We start from the raw sequence: 21,429 nt of genomic DNA, 5'->3' as shown, positions 1-21,429 counted from the left end.
CCCGCCAGGCCGGCCCGGCGACCTCCCCGCATACGCCACCGTCCAGTGGAGAACACGTCATGCCGTGCATGTAAACGCATACATGCAACGCCGGTTGCGGTAGATTACGCACCCACAGGGGGGAGGCCCGGCCGATGCATCATGGCCGGCCACCAAGGAATGGAGTCTCGCTTTGAATCAACCACCACCGCTCAGCCGTCCGGTCTACATCCCCAACCATCTGGTCTGGGCGATCCTGACGACGCTGTTCTGCTGCCTGCCGTTGGGCGTGGTGTCGATCGTCTACGCTTCCCAGGTCGATGGCCGCCGCGCGGCCGGCGACCTGCCGGGGGCGTATAGCGCGTCGCGCAAGGCGGGCTGGTGGGCGGTGGCTTCGGCCGTGACCCTGCCGGTCCTGTTGCTGTTGTGGTTCGGGCTGTTCGGCGGCTTGGCCGTACTGGGCGCTCTTTCCGACCAATGATTCACAACCACCACCCATCAAGGAGCTTGAACCCATGAACACCGCTACTCCGCAGGTCCCGAACAACCTGGTCTGGGCCATCCTGACCACCCTGTTCTGCTGTCTGCCGGCCGGCATCGTCTCGATCGTCTACGCCGCACAGGTCAACGGCAAGCTGGCTGCGGGCGACATCGCTGGCGCCCAGGATTCGGCCGCCAAGGCCAAGAAGTGGGCCATCTGGTCGGCCATCGCCTGGGTCGTGGTGGTCGTGCTGTACGTGCTGTTCTTCGTTGTGCTCGGCGGCATGGGCGCGATGAGCAACAGCGGCTACTGATACGCCTGGACGGATCCGGCGCCTGCGCCGGATCCGTTGTTGCATGTCCGCGCTACCCGCCCGTTCCCGACTCGCCCGCTGGGCGCCGCTGCTGGTCTCCGCCGGCCTGGCCGTGGGTGCCACGGTGGTGCTGCGCAACGTCAATCCGTATGTCGCCGGCAATCCCTTGCCGAGCTGCCCGCTGTACGCGCTGACCGGCCTGTACTGCCCGGGCTGTGGCAGCACGCGCTGCCTGTATTCGCTGGTGCATTTCGACCTTCCGGGCGCGATGGCAATGAACCCGCTGCTGGTCATCAGCCTGCCGTTCCTGTTGCTGATGCTGCTGAACATCGCCGGCATTCGCCCGCGTGTGCTCGACCCGCTGATGCGGGTGCTGGCCAATCCCGTGTTCTGGCTCTGGGTGCTGCCCGGGTATGCGCTGCTGCGCAACCTGCCGTGGGCGCCGTTCACCGCGCTGGCACCGATCTAGGTTTCCAGCCAACGGCGCAGCCCCTCGTGGTGGGCCGATATCCGAAGGCAGAAGCCTGGGGTTGGCCGGGTGGGATGGGTTTGCGGGGGACGCCGTGAATCCGTCCTTGGAGGCTTGGCCGCGGCATCCATGCCGCGGACACCCCCGCAAACCCATCCCGCCCGGCCACGGACAGTTTCCGTGTGCGTCCACCACGGAAAAGAAAGAGAAGATCAAGAGCGGAAGCGGATCGCTTCGCTGCGCATCCACGCATGGCGTGGATCTACCGTGTCGACCAAGGTCGACACCCACCACCGGCAGTCGCAGTTGACCCACCGTCACCGGGAATCTGTCGGGGGTGGGGCGGTGTGGGGCTGCAGGACCGTTGGCGCCATGGGCCCGAGGCATGCCTCGGGCGAGTTGGGCAGGACGCCCAACCCCGGTCTTGCCGTGTGCGCAGGACAGCGCACACGAGCAAGGCGCCATCGAGCCCCCAGGGACGGGTTTACGGCGTGTCCTGCAGCCCCACAGCGCCCCGCCCAAGCCTCAGCAATCCAGGGCTGCTGTTGCTGTTGCCTCTGCAGGTGCAGGGCTGCAAGCCCTGCAAAACAACTACGTCACCCAGCCTGCAATCACCAGCAGGGCCAGGATCGCCAGCCACAGCAGCAGCATTCGCCACACCAGGCTCATCGCATCACGCAGGTCCGGCAGCCGTTGCCACACCGGCAGCAGCCCCGCCTCGGTGTAGTCGTGCGCATCCTCGCGCAGCTCGGCATTGACGCTGGCGCGCGCTACCGCCCCCAGGAAACCGATGTTCCCGGCCAGGCGCTCGCCGTGGGCCTGGCGCCAGGCCTTCCACGCCGTATCGAAGTTGCCCACCAGCGCCATCGAGAACGCCATCAGCTGCGCCACCGGCCATTCGATCCAACCCAGCAGGCGCTGCGCCAGCGCCAGCGGTTCCACCGGCACGCGGGCGCGCATCGGGCTTTCGGCCATCAGCGCCAACAGCCGGTAACCCAGCGCACCGGCCGGGCCCAGCAGCAGGAACCAGAACAGCACCGCGAACCAGCGCCGCAGCGCATTGAGCACCGTTGCTTCGACCAGCGACGGCACGTCCTCGCGCAGGCTGCCACCGGCCGCCTGCAGGTTGCGCACCGCCGCCTGCCGCGTCGCGGCATCGTCAGCGTCGATGATCGCTTCGATATCACGATCCAGGTCACGCGGCCCCCAGCACCACGCCAGCACCACCACGCCCAGCAGCAGCGACGGCAGGCCGAACAGCACCCCGCGCAGCAGCCAGGCCAGCAGGGCCATCAGCAGCAGCGGCGGCAGCAGGGCCAGGGCCACGCCTGCGGGGCTCTGCCAGGCCTTGCCACCCCGCGCATCCAGCCAGCCCAGCCAGCGCCGGAAGCCGTCGAAACGGCGCAGCGAGGCAGCAGCGGCCGGGGCGACATGGCCCAGGGCCAGCGCCACCAGCACGGCAGCCAGAGTGGTGAACATGGCGGGTCTCCCTACGAAACAGAACGCTCGCGCCGCTACCTTACCTGTCGCAGCGGCGCCCTCAGCGGTGAACCGGACTCTAACCCGGGCCGTGTTCAGGTGGCGGCAATACAGCCGCCGCGCCCGACCCGGTTCAGCCCATCTGCTGGCGGTACCAGTGCTCGATCAGGCCACGCGAAATCGAGATCGGCGGCGACAGGCGGATACCCAGGCCATCGTCCTCGACATCGCGTGCCAGCGCCGCGCCAACCTCGTCGGCACTGAACCAGCGCGCATCTTCCAGTTCACCGTCCACGGTCGGCAGATCATCCTGCGCCTGTGCACGGAAACCGATCATCAGCGCGCCCGGGAACGGCCAGGGCTGCGAGCCGAGGTACTGGCAGGCGGTCACCCGCACCTTGCTCTCCTCGTGCACCTCGCGCACCACGGTCTGCTCGAAGGTCTCGCCGGGCTCGACGAAGCCGGCCAGCACCGAGTAGCGGCGCGGCGCCCAGTTCGACTGCCGGCCCAGCAGCAGCCGGCCCTGGTTCTCCACCGCCACGATCACCGCCGGGTCCACCCGCGGGTAATGCTCGGTGGAGCACTGCGCGCAGCGACCGACGAAGCCGCCGCGGGCGAACGCCACGGCACCGCCGCACACGCCGCAGAAGCGGGTACGCGTGTGCCAGTAGGACATGCCGCGGGCATAGCTGAAGGCGGTCGCATCGGCCATCGACCACAGCAGCGCGGCCTGGCGCAGGTCGAGGCGGCGTGGCGCGGTAATGGTCACGCTGGCGGCTTCAACTGAAAACCACGCCTGGTCGCCACGCAGGCCGAGGAAGATCGCGGCACCGGGGCCACCGCCGATGTCGGCGCCAGTCAGCGCTAGTGGCTGATCGTCATCGCCGGTGAAGGCGCTGCCGTCCTGATCAAGCACGAGGATGCGCGCGCCCGGCCACAGGCGCGCCAGTGCATCGGCATCGTCGCGCAGGGCATCGGCGCGCTCCAACGGTTCGCCCACGAAGGCGAAACCGGAAAGCGGCGAAGAAGTATTGGGCATCCGGCAAGCGTGCCGCCAATCGATGCAGGTGGCAAGCCGCAGGCTTTGCGGAAACCAGCGGTGGGTGTGGAGCTTGCTCCACACACCTTGTCGCGCAGGGGGGCGGGCCCCGCGCATCCACGCATGGCGTGGATCTACTACATGCTGAAACTGCTGCCGCAGCCGCAGGTGGTCTTCGCGTTCGGGTTGCGGATCACGAACTGGGCACCGGTCAGGCTTTCGGTGTAGTCCACCTCGGCACCCATCAGGTACTGCAGGCTCAGCGGGTCGACCAGCAGGGTCACCCCGCTGGTCTGTACCGCAAGATCGTCCTCGGCACGGTTTTCGTCGAACTCGAACCCGTACTGGAAACCGGAACAGCCGCCGCCTTCGATGTACACGCGCAATGCCAGGTCGGGGTTGCCCTCTTCCTGGATCAGGGATTTGACCTTGGCGGCCGCCGACTCGGTGAAGTTCAGCGGGCGCTCCAGCGACTGGTAATCGGGCGCGGCGGCCGGGGTGGCGCCGGGCAGGGAGACTAGCGTGCTCATGCCGTCAGCATGGGGGTGCCGAGGATGGCTTTCAAGCCATCGCCTCGGCCAGCTTGCGACGCGCGGCGGTGTCGCCCTTGCCGCCATTGGCATCGTCGGCCTCCGGGGCCGGCAGGGCCGCCATCGGGGCGCTGGCATGGATCAGGCGGCCGTTCAGCTGGGCGCCCGCATTCATCTCCACCACCTGGTAATGGACATTGCCATTGACCCGCGCGCTCGGGGTCAGTTCGACCTTCTCGGTGGCGTGCACGTCACCGTCCAGGCGGCCGCTGATGACCACCACCTGGGCACGGATCTCGCCCTCGATCACGCCATGCTCGGCGACCGTCAGGGTGGCACCACTGGCGCCTTCGGCGGCAATCACCTTGCCGTGGATGCGGCCTTCCACGTACAGGCCACCACTGAATTCCACATCACCGCGGATCACCACCTGGTTGCCGATCAGGGCATCCACCACCAGCTGGCCGTCACGGTTGGATTTGCTGTTTCCGAACATCTGCCTACTCCCCTTTGCTGGCCGGCGCGCCGGCCTGTTTCCAGTCGAATACCTGGGTGGTACCCCCCGTACCACTCCCCAATGTCACCCGCACGCGTTGCGGGGTGAAGTCAGCCGGCAGCATCACGCTGCCGGTGATCTGCTGGAAGTACCGGAACGAGTAATCCTGTCCCGGCACCTTGCTGCGCTGGTGCAGATCATCCCAGCTGATCGTGGCCAGCTTGCCGTTCTTCACGCCTTCCACGGTGAAACGCATCTGCCCCTGGCTGATGGCACCGCGGTTGAGGTTCTGGGTCAGCACGGCGGTGTACTGCCAGGTGCCGGCCGCTTCCGGGCTGAATTCGATCGAATGGGTGTTCAGGCCCTTGCGCTGGCTGGTTGAACCGACCAGGCGCTCATAGAAGGCGACGTCGGCACGCAGGCCGGCGATTTCCTCATCACGCTCGGCCAGCGAGGACTGCACCTCGGTGTTGGCGGCACGGCTGATGCGGTCGGAGGCTTCCAGCGTGGCCTGCTTCTGGCGCAGCTCGGTCAGCTGCGCCTGCAGCGTCTCGGCGCGCTTCTCGGCGGCCTGCAGGCGCTGGCCCTGCGCATCGCGCGGGGTGGCCATCCAGCAGCCGCCGAGCACCGCCAGCACCAGGCTGAGCAGCCAGATGCCGCCGATCACCAGCAGGCGGCGACGATCGACCGGCGGTTGCGGCGCGCCGGGCAGGCGAACCTGCACGCGCATGGGAGGGCGGTTGTTCATGGGTGGTTTCCGGGGCATCGCAAGAGCGACACCGGTACGGCCCCTGTGGCAAACGACGGGCTAGTGTATGACAGGACGGGTGGGTTTCCTGCGCACTGGCCGGCCGCGGTCTGTGGCGTTCAGGCACGCCATCGCCGATAGTGAGGCCCCCCGCACAGTTCCGTCGCCGGAGCATCGCCATGACCGAAGCCCACCTGTTCGTGATCGGCATCCTGCTGGCCTGGCTGGCCGGCATCCGCGTCTATCTCACCGTGTTCGGCGTCGGCCTGGCCGGCCTGCTCGGCTGGGTCGACCTGCCACCGGCCCTGCAGGCCACCGAGTCGTGGTGGGTGCTGGGTACTTCGGCGGCGCTGGCAGTGACCGAATTCTTCGCCGACAAGATCCCCGGCGTGGACTCGGTGTGGGATCTGGTGCAGACCCTGGCACGCGTGCCCGCCGGTGCCTTCCTTGCCGCCGCCACGTTGTCGCCGGACGGCCAGCTGGGGACCGGCGCACTCGCCGCCGGTGCCGGTGTCGCGCTGGCCAGCCATGGCCTGAAGGCCGGCACCCGCGCCCTGCTCAATACCTCACCGGAACCGGCCAGCAACTGGGTCGCCTCCGCCGCCGAAGACACCGTGGTGATCGGCGGCCTGGCGCTGGCCCTGGCCCATCCCTGGATCGCGCTGGTGGTGGTGCTGGCCTGCAGCCTCGCTGGCGCGCTGCTGGTCTGGCTGGTCTGGCGCACCTTGTGGAAAGGCGTGCGTTGGCTGGCGCGCGGCGCGGCGACGGACAGCCCGCGGCAACCCGGCACCGGTTGATCGCCGGGCTTGCCGCATAATGAAGGCGAACACCAGGAGCACCGATGGCCGCAATCGAATCCCCCGCGGGCGCCCGCCCGGGACGCGCTGAAACCCCTCCGGCCGATCATTGGCAACGCTGGGCCGTCGAGGCGGTCACCCACACTCCCGCCGCACCGGCAGAGGTCATGGCACAGGGCGGCACGGCCGATGCACCGTCGATCAACAGCGCGCCGCCACCGCTTCCCGGCCCTTCAGCGCTGGCAGAAGCCGGCAACAACGACCAGGCGCCGCCGGCATCCGATTCGCCCTATCGCGTGCTGATCGTCGAGGACGATCGCGCCCAGGCCCTGTTCGCGCAGAGCGTGCTGCACGGTGCCGGCATGCAGGCGATCGTGCACAGCGATGCCGACGGCGCGCTGCAGGCGATCAAGGACCACCGCCCGGACCTGATCCTGATGGACCTGCACCTGCCCGGGCTGGACGGCATGCGCCTGACCGCGCTGATCCGCCAGCAACCCGGCCTGCAGTTGCTGCCGATCGTATTCCTCAGCGGTGACCCGGACCCGGAGCGCCAGTTCGAAGTGCTCGACAGTGGCGCCGATGACTACCTGAGCAAACCGATCCGCCCGCGCCACCTGATCGCCGCCGTGGCCAACCGCATCCGCCGCGCGCGTGCGCAGGCCGCGACCCTGCCAGGAGCGTCCGGTGCGCCGGCCACCAGCAATCCGGAAACCGGCCTGCCGACACGACACCACGTATTGCAGCAGCTCAACGCCGCGCTTGCCCACCGCGACCCGGGTGGCGTGTTGTTCGTCGAAGTCTCCAGCGCGCTGGGCCTGCGCGAGCGCTACGGGTATGCCGCCTTCGAACGCCTGATGGTGCAGGCCGGCCAACGCCTGGCCGAGGCAGGCCATCCGCACCTGCTGGCACGCCTGAACGACAACAGCTTCCTGCTGCTGGCGCGCAACACCGATGAGGACAGCCTGGAAGGCATCGCCGCGGCCCTGCGCGAACAGCTGTCGGCGCGCGCGTTCGTGATCCGCGACGACGAATCCGTGCATCTGCGCGGCGTGGTCGGCTATGCCCCGCTGTCCTCGGGTTTCGACGATGCCAACAGTGCCCTGGAAGCCGTCGAACGCACCACCCTGCAGGCGCGCCTGCTGAGCGCCGGCGTGGCCGGCCACGTGCACCGCGAGGCGATCAGCGAACAGGAGCACCTGGCGTTGCTGGAAGGCCAGCTGGAGCTGGCCTACCAGCCGATCGTCGCCGTCGCCGGCGGCAACACCGCGCAGTACCAGCTGCTGCTGCGCCTGCGCCAGGCCGATGGCACGGTGCTGGCGGCCGGCCAGGTGATTCCTGCAGCGGAAGCGGCCGGGCGCATCGCCGACCTCGACCAGCAGGTGATGGACCACGCGCTGGGCCTGCTCGACCTGTACCGGCACGCGACGCAGCCGTTGAACCTGTTCGTCTCGCAGTCGCTGCGTACCCTGCAGCGCGATGCCTTCGCCGACTGGCTGCTGGAGTCGCTGCACCAGCGCGACCTGCCCGGCAGCGCACTGGTCATCGATGTGCGCCTGCCCGACGCGCTGATCCACACCGTGCCGCTGCTGCAGTTCTGCCAGCGCATGGCCAGTGCTGGCGTGCGCTTCTGCCTCAGCCAGTTCGAGCCGGGTGGGGAAGCCGATGCGTTGCTGACCCACCTCCCGCTGTCGTTCGTGCGCATGGCGGCACGCTTCTCCAGCAGCCACGCCAACCCTGCCACCCGCGAAGAACTGCGCAGGGCGATCGAGCAGGCGCATGCGGCCGGGCTGCAGATCATCGGCCAGCAGATCGAAGATCCGCAGGCGGCGGCCGCGATGTGGGTGGGCGGCGTCGACTACATCCAGGGCAACATGGTGCAGTCGGCCGGCAGCGACCTGAACTTCGACTTCCACAACGCGGTGCTCTGACGTGCCGCTGTGGAGCGTGCTGCTGGTTGCCCTTGGTGCGGCCGCCATCGCACTGCTGCTGTTGGGCCTGCGCCTGCGTACGCGCGGTCGTGCGTTGGAGCTGCTGCAACGCGAACGCAGCGTACTGGCCGCCGAACGCGACCAGCTGCGCCACACCACCGAACGCCAGGGCCAACTGGAGCAGCAGCTGCTGCAGGCCAAGCAGGCCGCCGAGGCCGCGGTGCTGGCCAAGGGTGAGTTCCTGGCGACGATGAGCCATGAGATCCGCACCCCGCTCAACGGCATCCTGCCGATGCTGGAGCTGATCGCGCGTGGACCGCTCGGCGAAGACCAGCGTCAGATGCTGGCCACCGCCTCGGCCAGCTCGCAGCAGCTGCTGCGCATCGTCGACGACATCCTCGACTATTCGCGGCTGGAAGCACAGGCGCTGGAACTGGAGATCACCAGCTTCAACCTGCGTGACCTGCTCGATGGCGTGGTGCAGCTGATGCAGCGTGCCGCCGACGCCAAAGGCCTGTCGCTCACTCTGCAGCTGGACCCGGCGGTGCGCCTGCCGGTACGCGGCGACCCGGTACGCCTGCGCCAGGTGTTGAGCAACCTGCTGGCCAACGCGATCAAGTTCACGGCACGCGGCCAGGTGCTGCTGCGGGTACAGCGGTTGGGCGAAGGCGCGGCGCAGCACCAGCTGCGCTTCGAGATCATCGACACCGGCATCGGCATCGATGAGGTGCTGCAGGCGCGGTTGTTCCAGTCCTTCAGCCAGGCCGACGCCTCCACCACCCGCATCTACGGGGGTACCGGCCTGGGCCTGGCCATCTGCAAGCGCATCATCGACCTCATGCAGGGCCGCATCGGCGTGCAGTCCACGCCCGGCCAGGGCGCCACGTTCTGGTTCGAGATTCCGCTGCTGAAAGTACCCGGCGACCTGCCGGCCATGGCACGTCCGCCCGCTGCACTGCTGCTGTGCAGCGCCGATGCGATCCTGCAGGCGCGCGTCGAACGCATCGCCGCCCACCATGGGCTGCAGGTGCAGGTGCTGGCTCAGCCCGGCGCGGTGGTCGAGCGCCTGCGCGCGCCACCACGCCCCGGGCAGCCGGCGCCGGCCTGGCTGCTGGTCGACGCGCAGGCACGCCGCGCGGGTGAAGCCACGTTGCAGCAGGCCCTGGCCGAACGGGGCGAGGAAGACATGCTGCAGGTGCTGTGGCTGCAGGACGACGCCGTTGCGGCGCGCCCGCGGCAGCAGCGGCTGCCCACACGTTTCGATGATGCCGCCCTGCATGCGCTGCTGGCGGTGCCGGTCGCGCACGCGCGGCCCGCCGCATTGCTGGCCAATGCTGAAGACGGATTGCCCGCGCCGACGTTGCCGCCGTTGCACCTGCGCGTGCTGCTGGTGGAAGACAACACGGTCAACCGGATGGTGGCCGAGCAGCTGCTGCGCGTGTTCCAGTGCGAGGTGCGCAACGCCGCCGATGGCGAGCAGGCATTGCTCGCCCTGCGCGAAGGCGGCGTGGACGTGGTGTTGATGGACTGCCAGATGCCGGTGCTGGATGGCTACGCCGCCACCCGTCATTGGCGCGCCGAGGAAACCACATCCGGGCGGCTGCGGCTGCCGATCATCGCGATGACCGCCAATGCGATGGCCGGTGACCGCGAACGCTGCCTGCAGGCCGGCATGGACGACTACCTGTCCAAGCCGATCGCTCGCGCCACGCTGCATGCGCTGCTGAAGCGCTGGGGACAGCGCTCGGGCAATGCGGCAGCGTCGAACCCGCTCGGCGGCGATGCGCCTGCCATCGGTCGAATCCTGCCGGCCGAGCATGGCGCGGCCCTGCCAGGTACGAAGAGCCAGGCGGCGCCGCAGCCGGTGCTGGATCGCGATGTACTGGACGAACTGCACGCGGTGATCGGCGAGAGCGCCAGTCAGATCGTCTCCGTGTTCCTGGACGATGCTCCGGCAATGGTGCAGCAACTGCAGCAGGCCGCGCAGAATGGCGACGCGCCGCGCATGCAGGCGATCGCACACAGCCTCAAGTCATCGAGTGCGAACGTCGGCGCGTTGTCGCTGTCTGCGGTCGCGCAGAGGATCGAGCATGAAGCCCGCAGTGACAGCCTGCAGCGCCCTGCCGTGGCAGTGGCGCTGCTGGTCGCCGAATTCGCCCGCGCGCGCGTCGCGCTGACGGGTTACCTGGCACAGCATCGATAGCGTCGAGCAAGCTTGACGCTACGTCACTCTTCCAGCTTGCTCAGCAGATACTTCGGCTCGCCGATGCGCTCGATCAGGTCCAGCTGGGTTTCCAGCCAGTCGATGTGCTCTTCTTCCGAGTCGAGGATCTTCACGAACAGCTGGCGGCTGACGTAGTCACCGACCGAATCGGAATAGGCCACGGCCTCGCGCAGGGTGACCACGCCGTCGCGTTCCAGCGACAGATCGCACTGCAGGATCTCGGTCGGGTTCTCGCCGATGCGCAGCTTGCCCAGCGCCTGGAAGTTCGGCAGGCCTTCGAGGAACAGAATGCGGTCGGCGAGCATGTCGGCGTGCTTCATCTCGTCGATCGATTCCTTGTACTCGTGTTCGGCCAGTTCCTTGATGCCCCAGTTCTTCAGCATCTTGGCGTGCAGGAAGTACTGGTTGATCGCGGTCAGCTCGTTGTAGAGGACCTTGTTGAGGAATTCGATGACCTTGGTGTCGCCCTTCATGGGGGTGCTCCTGCACGCTGAAAACGCAGGCACTTTAGCGCCTTGCGCAGCCTCGTGAAGGAACGCGAATCGTGCGCATTGGCCTGTGCGGCCAGCAGTGAAGGATGCGAAAGCGCGGCGTCAACGCGCCGCGAAAGAAACGGTCAGGCGACCTGGGCCAGGCCCAATACCGGCAGCGGCAGATCGTGGGTGGCACGCGCCTTGGCCAGCAGCTCGCCGGCCATGTCCAGGCAGGAACCGCAGGTGGCACCACAGCCGGTACGCATGGTCAGTTCGGCCACCGTGCTGACGCCGTTGCCGGCGGCTTCGCGGATCTGGTGGTCGGTGACTCCGTTGCAGATGCAGACGTACACAGGCGGGAACCGGGCTGACAGGCCAGAAGCGGCCTGCTGGCTATTCCAATGGAAACGAGAATGGTTGTCAATCAGAGACCTGAACCATTCTCGATACCGTTCAGCCCGTCAGCTGGCCGGGCCGTCGCCCTGCGCCTTCTTCGGCCAGTAGCCGCGGGTGCGCGGGCGCTTGCGCGGCCGCTCGTGCCCGGCCGTATGGCCTGGCATCCAGGCCTCGGCGGCGCTCTTGGGCATGGCGGTGACGCCCTGCCCGGCCACGCCACGCGCCAGTGGCGCCAAGTGTCGCAGGGCACGCGCATAGACGCCGCGCTTGAACATCACCACATGCTCCACCGGGTACCAGAAGTCCACCCAGCGCCAGTGATCGAACTCGGGCGAGTCGGTATGGTCCAGCTTCACATGGGATTCGTCGCCGGTCAGGCGCAGCAGGAACCAGACCTGCTTCTGGCCGATGCAGACCTGCCGCTCGTTGCGGCGGATGGCCCGGGCCGGCAGCTTGTAGCGCAGCCAGCCGGGTGTCGCCCCGAGCACTTCCACATGCTCAGGCAGCAGGCCGGTCTCTTCCTGCAGTTCACGATACATGGCCTCGACAGGCGTCTCGTCGGTATTCATGCCACCCTGCGGGAACTGCCAGCCATCCCGGCGCACGCGTCGTGCCCAGAACACCTGACCATCCTGCCGCATCAGCACGATGCCGACGTTCGGTCGATAGCCGTCCGGATCGATCACGATGCGGACTCCTAAAAAAATCTACTGGCCGGGACTATCCCATGCCCTCTGTCGGCCCACAAGCACGATACAAAAGTGTTGACAGGGGCGATACACATCCGCAGAATAGCTGGCTCACCAAGGCTATGTAGCTCAGCCGGTTAGAGCACAGCACTCATAATGCTGGGGTCGGTGGTTCGAGTCCACCCATAGCCACCACACTGAAAATCAAGTTGTTTTCCAGTGTGAAAAGTGAGAAAATAGTTGCACGTTTTGCCCCGTCGCCAAGCGGTAAGGCACCTGACTCTGACTCAGGCATTCGGTGGTTCGAATCCATCCGGGGCAGCCAAACAAAAAAGAAAAAAGCCTGATCGAAAGATCAGGCTTTTTTCTTTTTTGTTTGGTCACGCATCCCACCTTATCCCCGCGCCTGTCGGCGCGCCCCCTTGAACAACAAGGGGGCTCTCCTCCAGACAGAGACCGGAGCCAGGTATGCGGACCACGGGTAGTGCCGGCCGCTGGCCGGCAACCTCGAAATGCATGACCCCAAAACGACAAAAGCCCGGCCGAAGCCGGGCTTTTGCTTTTCCAACCAGCGGGCTCCCAAAGGAGCCCAACCAGGCGCGGTAAATCAGCGCTTGGAGAACTGGGTGGCGCGGCGGGCCTTGTGCAGACCGACCTTCTTACGCTCGACTTCACGGGCGTCACGGGTCATGAAGCCGGCCTTGCGCAGCTCGGACTTCAGGGTTTCGTCGTACTCGACCAGAGCACGGGCGATGCCCAGACGGATCGCACCGGCCTGGCCGGTGGTGCCGCCGCCAGCGGCGGTAACCAGGATGTCGAAGCTTTCGGTGTTCTTGGTCAGCTCGAGCGGCTGGCGCACGATCATGCGCGCGGTCTCACGACCGAAGAACTCGTCCAGCGGACGGCCATTGACGGTGATGTTGCCCGAACCCTTGCGCAGGAACACGCGAGCGGTGGAGGACTTGCGGCGGCCAGTGCCGTAGTTTTGAGTGATAGCCATGATTAGATATCCAGAACCTGCGGCTGCTGTGCGGCGTGCGGATGCTCAGTGCCGGCGTAGACCTTGAGCTTGCGGTACATCTGGCGACCCAGCGGGCCCTTCGGCAGCATGCCCTTCACGGCGATCTCGATCACGCGCTCCGGGTGGCGCTCCAGCGCCTGGGCCAGGGATTCGGTCTTCAGGTTGCCGATGTAACCGGTGAAACGGTGATACATCTTGTCCTGCAGCTTCTTGCCGGTGACGGCAATCTTTTCTGCATTGATGACGACCAGGTAGTCGCCGGTATCAACGTGCGGGGTGTAGACCGGCTTGTGCTTGCCACGCAGACGGCGGGCCAGCTCGGTGGCGAGACGGCCCAGGGTCTTGCCCTCGGCGTCGACGAGGTACCAGTCGCGCTGGACGGTCTCGTTCTTGGCAGTGAAAGTGCTCATGAAGAACTCTAGGTTAGGTCGGGCTCATTGCGGCGAAAGGCTCACCGGAACTCTGCCACGCGTTGTGAAAAGGTGAAGCGTAAGAGGCGGGATTGTACGCACCCTGCCCGCCTGGCGCAAGTCGCCCTCGTCCCCGGGTTGGCACGGCGGCAGGGCCGGGCGAGAATCGGGCCCTCCCCGCCCCACCCGTACCGCCATGACCGCACTCCGCCAGACCACCCCGCTGGACCACCTGCTGACCGAGGCGCAGCGCGCCCTGGACACGGTGTTCGGCAACCCGCCGGCGGCCCGCCCCTACCCGGCCGCGGACACCGACGAGCCGGGCATGGACGGTGCCGAGCGCCGCCACGCGGCGGGCCTGATGCGGATCAACCACGTCGGCGAGGTCTGCGCGCAGGGCCTTTACTTCGGCCAGGCGGCCGTGGCCCGCGACCCGGCCACGCGCGAACACCTGCTGGAAGCCGCCCAGGAAGAGACCGACCACCTGGCCTGGTGCGCCACCCGGCTGGGCGAGCTGGACAGCCGTCCCAGCCTGTTCAACCCGCTGTGGTACGCCGGCAGCTACACCATCGGCACCCTGGCCGGGCTGCGCGGTGACGGCTGGAACCTGGGCTTCGTGGTCGAGACCGAGCGGCAGGTCGAGGCCCATCTGGACGAGCACCTGGTCGATCTGCCGGCCGGTGACCTGCGCAGCCGCGCCGTCATCCAGGTGATGAAGGACGACGAGGCCCGCCATGCGGAACACGCCGAACAGGCCGGCGCCCGCCGCCTGCCGTTCCCGATTCCGGGGGCGATGGCGCTGGCCTCCAAGGTCATGAAGACCATCGCCTACCGGCTGTAAGCACCGGGTAGTGCCGGCCGCTGGCCGGCAACCTCCTGACCTTCGGCGGTGCCTACGGGGTTGCCGGCCAGCGGACGGTACTACCGATCAATTGGGCGAGACCAGCTTCAGGCCGATCACCCCGGCCACGATCAGGCCGACGCAGGCCAGGCGGGCCGGCGACGCGCTGTCGTTGAACAGGTAGATACCCAGCACCGCCACGCCCATGGCACCGATACCGGTCCAGATCGCGTAGGCCGTGCCGACCGGGATGCTCTTCATCGCCTGGCTCATCAGGTACAGGCTGATCAGGGCGGACACCACCGTGGCAGCGGTGGGCAGGGGTTTGCTGAAGCCTTCGGAGTACTTCATTCCAAGGGCGAAACCGATCTCGAACAGGCCGGCCAGCAGCAGGTAGATCCAGGGCATGGGTGGGGGCTCCTTACCTTTTGAAAAAACGAAACGGCCCGGTGTTTTCACACCGGGCCGTGGGTCGGTACATCACCGTGGAGCCATGACGCTTGCGCAGTACAGGGGTTCCACAGGGCGGGTCGTCCCGCCTGGGCGGCGATGCCTGCGGGCATCGCGCATGGGGCTCACTCGGACAGGTTGCGGCCGTGGAACAGCTCTTCGATCTCGCGCTTGAGCAGCGCTTCGATCTTCATGCGTTCCTTGAACGACAGGTTCTTGGCCTTTTCCTCGAACAGGTACTGGTCCAGGTCGAAGTCCTTCAGGTGCATCTTCGTGTGGAAGATGTTTTCCTGGTAGACATTGACGTCGAACATCTCGTAACGCGACTTGATGTTCTTTGCCAGGAAGTTCTGGATCGAATTGATCTTGTGATCGATGTAGTGCTTCTTGCCCTTCACGTCACGGGTGAAGCCACGCACGCGGTAATCCATGATCACGATGTCCGATTCCAGACTCTCGATCAGGTAGTTCAGCGCCTTCAACGGCGAAATCACGCCGCAGGTAGCCACGTCGATGTCGGCGCGGAAGGTGGCAATGCCTTCCTGCGGGTGCGTTTCCGGATAGGTGTGCACGGTGATGTGCGACTTGTCCATGTGCGCGACCACGGCATCGGAGATGAGCTCCTTGCCGGCCTGCTTCTTGTCGATCACCGGTTCTTCGGAGATCAGGATGGTCACCGAGGCACCCTGCGGATCGTAGTCCTGGCGGGCCACGTTCAGGATGTTGGCGCCGATGATCTCGGCGACATCGGTCAAGATTTGAGTCAGCCTGTCGGCGTTGTACTCTTCATCGATGTATTCAATGTAACGCTGACGCTCCTCTTCGGTGCGCGCGTAACACACGTCATAGATGTTGAAGCTCAGCGCCTTGGTGAGGTTGTTGAAACCCTGCAGCCTCAGGCGAGGCAACGGCTTGACCACGGCGGTCGATTCCTGTGTAAGAAGGGAAAGGGGGAATTATGGGGCAAACTGCCCCCGGGGGGAACGTGAAGACGCAAGAGTTCTGGCACACTGTTTGCCCTTAACAATTGCGCTGGTTAAGCTCCGCTATCGACCCCGTGAATCCGTTCATGCGCAGAGGGAGCGCCCCTATCGTGTCAACCGTGCGCCTAGCTAGCAGTCCACTGGCCCTGGATATCGCCACCATCGATCGTTTCCTGGCGCACAGCCACAGGCGGCGATATCCCACCCGTACCGATGTCTTCCGACCCGGTGACCCGGCGGGAACCCTGTATTACGTCATCAGCGGCTCGGTTTCGATCATGGCCGAGGAAGATGACGATCGCGAGCTTGTGCTGGGCTACTTCGGTGCCGGCGAGTTCGTGGGCGAGATGGGCCTGTTCGTCGAATCGGACCGCCGTGAGGTGATCCTGCGGACCCGTACCGCCTGCGAACTGGCCGAGATCAGCTACGAACGCCTGCACCAGCTGTTCCTCGGCCCGCTCTCGGCCGACGCCCCGCGCCTGCTGTATGCGCTGGGCCAGCAGATCTCCAAGCGCCTGCTCGACACCAGCCGCAAGGCCAGCCGGCTGGCGTTCCTGGACGTTACCGACCGGATCGTGCGCACCCTGCACGACCTGGCGCAGGAGCCGGAGGCAATGAGCCATCCCCAGGGCAGCCAGCTGCGCGTCTCGCGCCAGGAGCTGGCCCGCCTGGTCGGCTGCTCGCGTGAGATGGCCGGCCGCGTGCTGAAGAAGCTGCAGACCGACGGCCTGCTGCATGCACGCGGCAAGACCGTGGTGCTGTACGGCACCCGTTGACCGTTGAGCACCCGGTGGGTGCGGACCTTGGTCCGCACTCCTTTGCGCGCTAGGCTCGTTCCATGGAACTGAGCAGCGCATTCTGGTGGTTCATCCTCATCGGCCTCGGCGCCCAGCTGGTCGACGGCGCGCTGGGCATGGCGTTCGGCCTGGTGTCGTCGTCGGTGATGCTGGCCATGGGCATTCCGCCCGCGCAGGCCAGCGCCGCCATCCACACTGCCGAGGTATTCACCACTGGCGCCTCCGGCGTGTCGCATCTGGTCGCCGGCAATGTCGATAAGCGCCTGTTCCTGCGCCTGGCGCTGCCCGGCGCGGTGGGCGGCGCGGTGGGCGCCTACGGCCTGACCCAATTGCCCGGCGAGGTGATCCGCCCGCTCATCTATCTCTACCTGCTGGTGCTGGCCATCATCATCCTGGCCCGCGCCGCCGGCCGCCTGATGCCCAAGGGCGAGGTCAAGCGGGTACCCGTGCTGGGCTTCGTGGCCGGCTTCCTGGATGCCAGCGGCGGTGGAGGCTGGGGGCCAGTGGCCACCTCCACCCTGCTCGCCCGCGGCGGCCAGGCGCGCACCACCATCGGCACGGTGAACGCCGCCGAGTTCGTGGTCACCCTGACGGTTTCAGCAACGTTCCTGCTGTCGATGGGGCTGCATCACCTGCAGATCGTGGCCGGCCTGCTGATCGGCGGCATGATGGCCGCCCCGGTGGCCGCGCTGCTGGTCAAGCGCCTGAAGGAGCGCTGGGTGCTGGTGGCCGTCGGCGTGCTGGTGCTGGGCATCAGCCTGTTCCAGATCGGCCACGCGCTGAGCGGGTACCTGGCGCGCTGAGCCGCAGGACCGTCTGCCGGCCAGCGGCCGGCACTACCGCATTACGCCTTGTCGCCGCCGCGGTCGACGCAGCCCCAGTTGAGGATGCGGGTGCCGGCCGGCAGCACGCGGCGGAAGAAGTCCACCTTGCCCGGCTTCGGGTTCACCACCACTGGCGCCCTGGCGGCCAGCAACAGCGGCAGGTCGGCAGTGCTGTCGGAATAGGCAATGTCGATATCGCCATAGCCGCGCTCGCGCAGCATGCGCATCTTCTCTTCGTTGTGGCAGTGACGGGTCGGGCCGACCCCGCCCAGTCGCGGGCCGACCTCGGTGCCGATCACCGGCACGTCCTGGTGGGCGACAAAGGCCAGGATCGCGCGCGCCAGCTCTGGGGGCGCGCCGGTGGCGACCACCACGCGGTCGCCCTTGGCGCGATGCGCCGCAAAGACGTCCAGCGCCTGCGGCAGCAGCTTGGCGCGCATCTGCGCCTCATTGCGCAGCACATAGGCATCAATCACCTTGTTGAAATCGCGCGCGCGGTGCAGGCCGAAGCTGCCGATCCATACATAGACCGAAATGCCGGCACGACGGGTCGGCAGCATCGCCACCATCGGCCCGGCGATCGGCGTGACCAGCAGCGCGGCCAGCATGCGCAGCGGATTGCGCTTGATCAGCGAGGCGAACAGGTGGGTGCCCGAATCGCCGTCGTAGAGGGTGTGGTCGAAGTCGAAGACCACCAGCGGCGCATCCCCGCGCGGCGTTGGATAGTGCGTTGTCATGCCGCGAAGAATAGCTGACGCAGGCCCTCGCCCGGCTCTTCCACACGCATGAAGGCCTCGCCGACCAGGAATGCGTGGATGCCGGCGTCGCGCATCAGCGCCACGTCCTGCGGGCCGAGGATGCCGCTCTCGGTCACCAGCAGGCGGTCGCGCGGCACGGCGTTCTGCATGTCCAGCGTGGTCTGCAGCGAGACCTCGAAGGTGCGCAGGTTGCGGTTGTTGATGCCGATCATCGGCGCCGGCACCTGCAGCGCGCGCTCCAGTTCGTCGATGTCGTGCACTTCCACCAGCACGTCCATGCCCAGCGACAGCGCCAGTTCGGACAGGGTGGCCAGCTGGGTGTCGTCCAGCGCGGCGACGATCAGCAGGATGCAGTCGGCGCCCAGCACGCGTGCCTCGTACACCTGGTAGGCGTCGATCACGAAGTCCTTGCGCAGCACCGGCAGCGTGCAGGCCTCGCGGGCCTGCTGCAGGTAGGCGTCGGCGCCCTGGAAGAAGTCCACGTCGGTCAGCACCGACAGGCAGCTGGCGCCACCGAACTCGTAGCTGACGGCGATGTCGGCCGGGCGGAAGTCCGGCCGGATCACGCCCTTGGACGGGCTGGCCTTCTTCACCTCGGCGATCACCGCCGGGTCGCCATTGGCCACGGCGGCTTGCAGGGCGCGCACGAAGCCGCGGACCGGCGGGGCGCTGGCCACGGCAGCCTGCAGCGCCTCGAGCGGGCGCTGGGCGCGGCGCTGGGCCACTTCTTCGGCCTTGCGGGCCAGGATCGTCTGCAGGATGTCGCTCATCGTCGTCGTCGGTTCGGTGCGGGGGCGGTGAGGACGGCCATTATCGGCCATCGGGTGGGTCAGGCTGAACCGCGCGCTCAGGCAACCAGCGCGCGGGTGGTGTCAACGTACTGCTGCAGGCGCTGGCGGGCGCTGCCGTTGGCGATGGCGGCACGGGCGCGGGCCAGGCCGTCGCCGATGTCGCTGGCCACGCCGGCGACGTACAGCGCGGCACCGGCGTTCAGGGCAACGATGTCCAGCGCCGGACCCGGCGTGTTGTCGAGCACCGCGCGCAGCATCGCGATGGACTGCTCCGGGCTGTCCACGCGCAGGTTGCGGCTGGCCGACATGGCGATGCCGAAGTCCTCCGGATGGATCTCGTACTCGCGCACCTTGCCGTCGCGCAGCTCACCGACCAGGGTGCCGGCACCCAGCGAAATTTCGTCCATGTTGTCGCGGCCCCAGACCACCATGGCGCGCTCGGTGCCCAGTTCGCGCAGCACGCGCGCCTGGATACCCACCAGATCAGGATGGAACACGCCCATCAGCACCGACGGTGCACTGGCCGGGTTGGTCAGCGGGCCGAGGATGTTGAAGATGGTGCGCACGCCCATCTCGCGGCGTACCGGCGCCACGACCTTCATCGACGGATGATGGATCGGCGCGAACATGAAGCCGATGCCGGTCTGTTCGATCGCCGCGGCCACCTGCGCCGGCTGCAGCTCGATGGCCGCGCCCAGCGCTTCCACCGCATCGGCGCTGCCGGACTTGGACGACACGCTGCGGTTGCCGTGCTTGGCCACGCGCGCACCGGCGGCAGCGGCGACGAACATCGCGCAGGTGGAGATGTTGAAGGTGTGCGAGCCATCGCCACCGGTGCCGACGATGTCGACCAGGTGGGTGGGATCGGCCACCGGCACCGCCAGCGCGAACTCGCGCATCACGGTGGCCGCTGCGGCGATCTCGTCGATGGTTTCCTTCTTAACCCGCAGGCCGGTGAGGATGGCGGCCGTCATCATCGGCGAGACATCGCCGCGCATGATCTGCCGCATCAGGTCGACCATTTCGTCGAAGAAGATTTCGCGGTGTTCGATGGTGCGTTGCAGGGCTTCCTGGGGGGAGAAGCTCATGGGAATGCTCCTTGGATCAGGCCGCCGGGCGCTGCAGGAAATTGCGCAGCAGGGCGTGGCCGTGTTCGGTGAGGATGGATTCGGGATGGAACTGCACGCCTTCCACCGGGAACTGGCGGTGGCGCAGGCCCATGATCTCTTCAATCGAGCCGTCGTCGTTCTCGGTCCAGGCGGTCACTTCCAGGCAATCCGGCAGGCGGTTCTTGTCCACCACCAGCGAGTGGTAGCGGGTGGCCTGGTAGCGGTCCGGCAGGCCGGCGAACACGCCCTTGCCCTGGTGGCGGATCGGCGAGGTCTTGCCGTGCATGATGTTGCCGGCGCGGATGACCGTACCGCCGTAGACCTGGCCGATGCCCTGGTGGCCCAGGCACACGCCGAGGATCGGCGTGGTCGGGCCCAGGCGCTCGATCAGTTCCAGCGACACGCCCGCTTCGTTGGGCGTGCACGGGCCGGGCGAGATGACGATGCGCTCGGGTTTCTGCGCGGCAATCTCATCCACGCTCATCGCATCGTTGCGCACCACCTTCACTTCGGCGCCCAGCGTCTGCAGGTACTGCACGAGGTTGTAGGTGAAGCTGTCGTAGTTGTCGATCATCCACAACATGGTCAGGTTCCGTCGCTTATCAGGAAAATGGCGTACACGTTTTCGGTGTAGGTGATGGGGCCGGCTTCAATGGATTCCGGCGCACCGGGCGCAGGTGCCGAGGCCGGTGCGTAGCTGCCGGTCACCGCGACACGGTCGAGATACTCGCCATCCTCGCCCGGCTGTGGCCATTGCCCGGCCTGGATGCCATAGGCAAAGTTCGGCGCCACATCGGAGATGCTGTACAGGCCGCGCAGCTTGGTGCCGTAGGCCTTGGCCAGGCCCTGCGCGGACTCGCGCGTCTGCGCTGCGGCCTCGCCCTTGAGCTCGCGTCGCAGCGCTACTTCGCCCGAGTAGGTCGGGGCCACGCTGCTGACCTGCACGTTCTCGTTGGCCTTCAGCGCGCCCAGCACGTCCTGCATCGCCTTCACGCTGGCGAAGCTGGCACGCAGCTGGCGCGACACGCGAGTGCCCATGAACACCTGCCGGCTCTGTTCATAGCGCGTCGCAGGACCAATGCGCAGGTTGTCCGCACGCACGCTGCCGTCCACCGCCTTGTACTGCTTGAACAGCCCCAGCACGCGGGCGACGTTGTCCTGCACGCGGCGCCGCGCCGCATCGGCGTCCATGTCGGTCTCTTCAATGTTCAACTGCAGGCCGAACCGGTCCGGCATCACCACACGGCGCGCCTCGCCCTTCACCAGCAGGTGCGGCTGCGAGGGAAGGGTGTTGGCCTGCGCCCACGCAGACGGGGCCATCGTGGCCAGCAGTGACGACCACAGCAATGCGCTCAGCAGCTTCATGCGGTACTCCTTGTCTTGACGGGGAACAGCGAGAGT

26 protein-coding genes and 2 tRNA genes are annotated in these 21,429 nt (G+C 67.1%); 11 read left to right on the top strand and 17 right to left on the bottom strand.

Annotated features, from left to right (window positions below):
* Window positions 1–172 precede the first annotated feature (172 nt).
* From SSKA14_RS03840 to SSKA14_RS03830, 3 genes are read left to right on the top strand one after another with little or no spacing between them, the layout of a single operon-like run.
* Window positions 173–460, top strand: coding sequence for a CD225/dispanin family protein (locus SSKA14_RS03840; RefSeq protein ID WP_008265497.1), 288 nt, complete (start codon window positions 173–175; stop codon window positions 458–460).
* Between the two features lie 34 nt (window positions 461–494).
* Window positions 495–773, top strand: coding sequence for a CD225/dispanin family protein (locus tag SSKA14_RS03835; RefSeq protein WP_006473644.1), 279 nt, complete (start codon window positions 495–497; stop codon window positions 771–773).
* Between the two features lie 43 nt (window positions 774–816).
* Window positions 817–1,242, top strand: coding sequence for a DUF2752 domain-containing protein (locus tag SSKA14_RS03830; RefSeq protein WP_006473646.1), 426 nt, complete (start codon window positions 817–819; stop codon window positions 1,240–1,242).
* A 591-nt stretch (window positions 1,243–1,833) separates the two neighbouring features.
* Here SSKA14_RS03830 and ampE read toward each other — a convergent pair.
* The 5 genes from ampE to SSKA14_RS03805 all read right to left on the bottom strand — a co-directional run bounded on the left by ampE (window position 1,834) and on the right by SSKA14_RS03805 (window position 5,534).
* On the bottom strand, window positions 1,834–2,721 hold the full coding sequence (gene ampE, locus SSKA14_RS03825; protein WP_006473684.1) for a regulatory signaling modulator protein AmpE: 888 nt from the start codon (window positions 2,719–2,721) through the stop codon (window positions 1,834–1,836).
* 133 nt (window positions 2,722–2,854) lie between these two features.
* Entirely contained in the window at window positions 2,855–3,760 is a 906-nt protein-coding gene (nudC, locus tag SSKA14_RS03820) for an NAD(+) diphosphatase (RefSeq protein WP_008267882.1), read from the bottom strand.
* 137 nt (window positions 3,761–3,897) lie between these two features.
* A complete protein-coding gene (erpA, locus tag SSKA14_RS03815; protein ID WP_005411302.1) occupies window positions 3,898–4,290 on the bottom strand; it encodes an iron-sulfur cluster insertion protein ErpA in 393 nt (130 codons plus the stop codon).
* Window positions 4,291–4,321: 31 nt separating this feature from the next.
* Entirely contained in the window at window positions 4,322–4,786 is a 465-nt protein-coding gene (locus SSKA14_RS03810) for a polymer-forming cytoskeletal protein (RefSeq protein WP_008268410.1), read from the bottom strand.
* Between the two features lie 4 nt (window positions 4,787–4,790).
* On the bottom strand, window positions 4,791–5,534 hold the full coding sequence (locus tag SSKA14_RS03805; protein ID WP_040006973.1) for a DUF6776 family protein: 744 nt from the start codon (window positions 5,532–5,534) through the stop codon (window positions 4,791–4,793).
* Window positions 5,535–5,713: 179 nt separating this feature from the next.
* Here SSKA14_RS03805 and SSKA14_RS03800 point away from each other — a divergent pair, with 179 nt between their 5' ends.
* From SSKA14_RS03800 to SSKA14_RS03790, 3 genes are read left to right on the top strand one after another with little or no spacing between them, the layout of a single operon-like run.
* Window positions 5,714–6,331 carry a DUF4126 domain-containing protein gene (locus tag SSKA14_RS03800; RefSeq protein ID WP_008268141.1) on the top strand — a complete coding sequence of 206 codons (618 nt, stop codon included), beginning with the start codon at window positions 5,714–5,716 and terminating at the stop codon, window positions 6,329–6,331.
* Window positions 6,332–6,375: 44 nt separating this feature from the next.
* Window positions 6,376–8,262 carry an EAL domain-containing protein gene (locus SSKA14_RS03795; protein ID WP_008266833.1) on the top strand — a complete coding sequence of 629 codons (1,887 nt, stop codon included), beginning with the start codon at window positions 6,376–6,378 and terminating at the stop codon, window positions 8,260–8,262.
* Between the two features lies 1 nt (window position 8,263).
* Window positions 8,264–10,465, top strand: coding sequence for an ATP-binding protein (locus tag SSKA14_RS03790; protein WP_008265462.1), 2,202 nt, complete (start codon window positions 8,264–8,266; stop codon window positions 10,463–10,465).
* Window positions 10,466–10,488: 23 nt separating this feature from the next.
* Here SSKA14_RS03790 and bfr read toward each other — a convergent pair whose 3' ends face one another.
* The 3 genes from bfr to SSKA14_RS03775 form a co-directional block, all read right to left on the bottom strand.
* A complete protein-coding gene (bfr, locus tag SSKA14_RS03785; protein ID WP_005419804.1) occupies window positions 10,489–10,959 on the bottom strand; it encodes a bacterioferritin in 471 nt (156 codons plus the stop codon).
* A 143-nt stretch (window positions 10,960–11,102) separates the two neighbouring features.
* A complete protein-coding gene (locus SSKA14_RS03780; RefSeq protein WP_006473776.1) occupies window positions 11,103–11,312 on the bottom strand; it encodes a bacterioferritin-associated ferredoxin in 210 nt (69 codons plus the stop codon).
* A gap of 108 nt (window positions 11,313–11,420) precedes the next feature.
* Window positions 11,421–12,041: an RNA pyrophosphohydrolase gene (locus tag SSKA14_RS03775; protein ID WP_008265361.1), complete on the bottom strand. Its 621-nt coding sequence runs from the start codon at window positions 12,039–12,041 to the stop codon at window positions 11,421–11,423.
* A 121-nt stretch (window positions 12,042–12,162) separates the two neighbouring features.
* Here SSKA14_RS03775 and SSKA14_RS03770 point away from each other — a divergent pair.
* A tRNA-Met gene (locus SSKA14_RS03770) sits at window positions 12,163–12,239 on the top strand.
* Window positions 12,240–12,294: 55 nt separating this feature from the next.
* Window positions 12,295–12,369, top strand: a tRNA-Gln gene (locus tag SSKA14_RS03765).
* Window positions 12,370–12,651: 282 nt separating this feature from the next.
* On the opposite strand, the gene rpsI is transcribed toward SSKA14_RS03765, so the two are convergent.
* Window positions 12,652–13,044 (bottom strand): 30S ribosomal protein S9, encoded by a 393-nt coding sequence (gene rpsI / locus SSKA14_RS03760; protein ID WP_005411311.1) that lies wholly within the window; start codon window positions 13,042–13,044, stop codon window positions 12,652–12,654.
* A gap of 2 nt (window positions 13,045–13,046) precedes the next feature.
* On the bottom strand, window positions 13,047–13,475 hold the full coding sequence (gene rplM, locus SSKA14_RS03755) for a 50S ribosomal protein L13 (RefSeq protein WP_005414692.1): 429 nt from the start codon (window positions 13,473–13,475) through the stop codon (window positions 13,047–13,049).
* A 196-nt stretch (window positions 13,476–13,671) separates the two neighbouring features.
* On the opposite strand from rplM, the gene coq7 reads away from it, so the two are divergent.
* Window positions 13,672–14,316 (top strand): 2-polyprenyl-3-methyl-6-methoxy-1,4-benzoquinone monooxygenase, encoded by a 645-nt coding sequence (coq7, locus tag SSKA14_RS03750; RefSeq protein WP_008264892.1) that lies wholly within the window; start codon window positions 13,672–13,674, stop codon window positions 14,314–14,316.
* Between the two features lie 87 nt (window positions 14,317–14,403).
* Here coq7 and sugE read toward each other — a convergent pair whose 3' ends face one another.
* Window positions 14,404–14,724, bottom strand: a complete 321-nt coding sequence (sugE, locus tag SSKA14_RS03745) for a quaternary ammonium compound efflux SMR transporter SugE (RefSeq protein ID WP_005411314.1) — start codon at window positions 14,722–14,724, stop codon at window positions 14,404–14,406.
* A gap of 167 nt (window positions 14,725–14,891) precedes the next feature.
* Complete coding sequence (gene speD, locus SSKA14_RS03740) at window positions 14,892–15,686, bottom strand: adenosylmethionine decarboxylase (RefSeq protein ID WP_006473908.1); 795 nt, start codon at window positions 15,684–15,686, stop codon at window positions 14,892–14,894.
* A gap of 149 nt (window positions 15,687–15,835) precedes the next feature.
* On the opposite strand from speD, the gene crp reads away from it, so the two are divergent.
* Together crp and SSKA14_RS03730 are read left to right on the top strand one after the other, a co-directional pair.
* The gene (gene crp, locus SSKA14_RS03735; RefSeq protein ID WP_010482649.1) at window positions 15,836–16,525 is read left to right on the top strand and encodes a cAMP-activated global transcriptional regulator CRP; all 690 of its coding nucleotides are present in this window, start codon (window positions 15,836–15,838) and stop codon (window positions 16,523–16,525) included.
* A gap of 62 nt (window positions 16,526–16,587) precedes the next feature.
* Window positions 16,588–17,349, top strand: coding sequence for a sulfite exporter TauE/SafE family protein (locus tag SSKA14_RS03730; protein WP_006473912.1), 762 nt, complete (start codon window positions 16,588–16,590; stop codon window positions 17,347–17,349).
* A gap of 41 nt (window positions 17,350–17,390) precedes the next feature.
* Here the strand turns inward: SSKA14_RS03730 and SSKA14_RS03725 are convergent, their stop codons facing one another.
* From SSKA14_RS03725 to SSKA14_RS03705, 5 genes are all read right to left on the bottom strand, one after another.
* Window positions 17,391–18,107 carry a haloacid dehalogenase-like hydrolase gene (locus SSKA14_RS03725; RefSeq protein WP_008267607.1) on the bottom strand — a complete coding sequence of 239 codons (717 nt, stop codon included), beginning with the start codon at window positions 18,105–18,107 and terminating at the stop codon, window positions 17,391–17,393.
* Window positions 18,104–18,898, bottom strand: a complete 795-nt coding sequence (gene trpC / locus SSKA14_RS03720) for an indole-3-glycerol phosphate synthase TrpC (protein WP_008264665.1) — start codon at window positions 18,896–18,898, stop codon at window positions 18,104–18,106. The genes SSKA14_RS03725 and trpC overlap by 4 nt, the downstream gene beginning before the upstream one ends.
* A gap of 77 nt (window positions 18,899–18,975) precedes the next feature.
* Window positions 18,976–20,007: an anthranilate phosphoribosyltransferase gene (gene trpD / locus SSKA14_RS03715; protein WP_006474036.1), complete on the bottom strand. Its 1,032-nt coding sequence runs from the start codon at window positions 20,005–20,007 to the stop codon at window positions 18,976–18,978.
* Window positions 20,008–20,023: 16 nt separating this feature from the next.
* A complete protein-coding gene (locus SSKA14_RS03710) occupies window positions 20,024–20,611 on the bottom strand; it encodes an aminodeoxychorismate/anthranilate synthase component II (RefSeq protein ID WP_008267909.1) in 588 nt (195 codons plus the stop codon).
* Window positions 20,612–20,613: 2 nt separating this feature from the next.
* Entirely contained in the window at window positions 20,614–21,393 is a 780-nt protein-coding gene (locus tag SSKA14_RS03705; protein ID WP_008265469.1) for an SIMPL domain-containing protein, read from the bottom strand.
* Window positions 21,394–21,429: the final 36 nt, after the last annotated feature.

Origin of the sequence: Stenotrophomonas sp. SKA14, from assembly GCF_000158575.1 — a bacterium.
GTDB classification, from domain to species: Bacteria; Pseudomonadota; Gammaproteobacteria; order Xanthomonadales; family Xanthomonadaceae; genus Stenotrophomonas; species Stenotrophomonas forensis.
The sequence above is the reverse complement of the archived record's forward strand: the minus strand, read 5'-3'. Positions and strand labels throughout refer to the sequence as shown.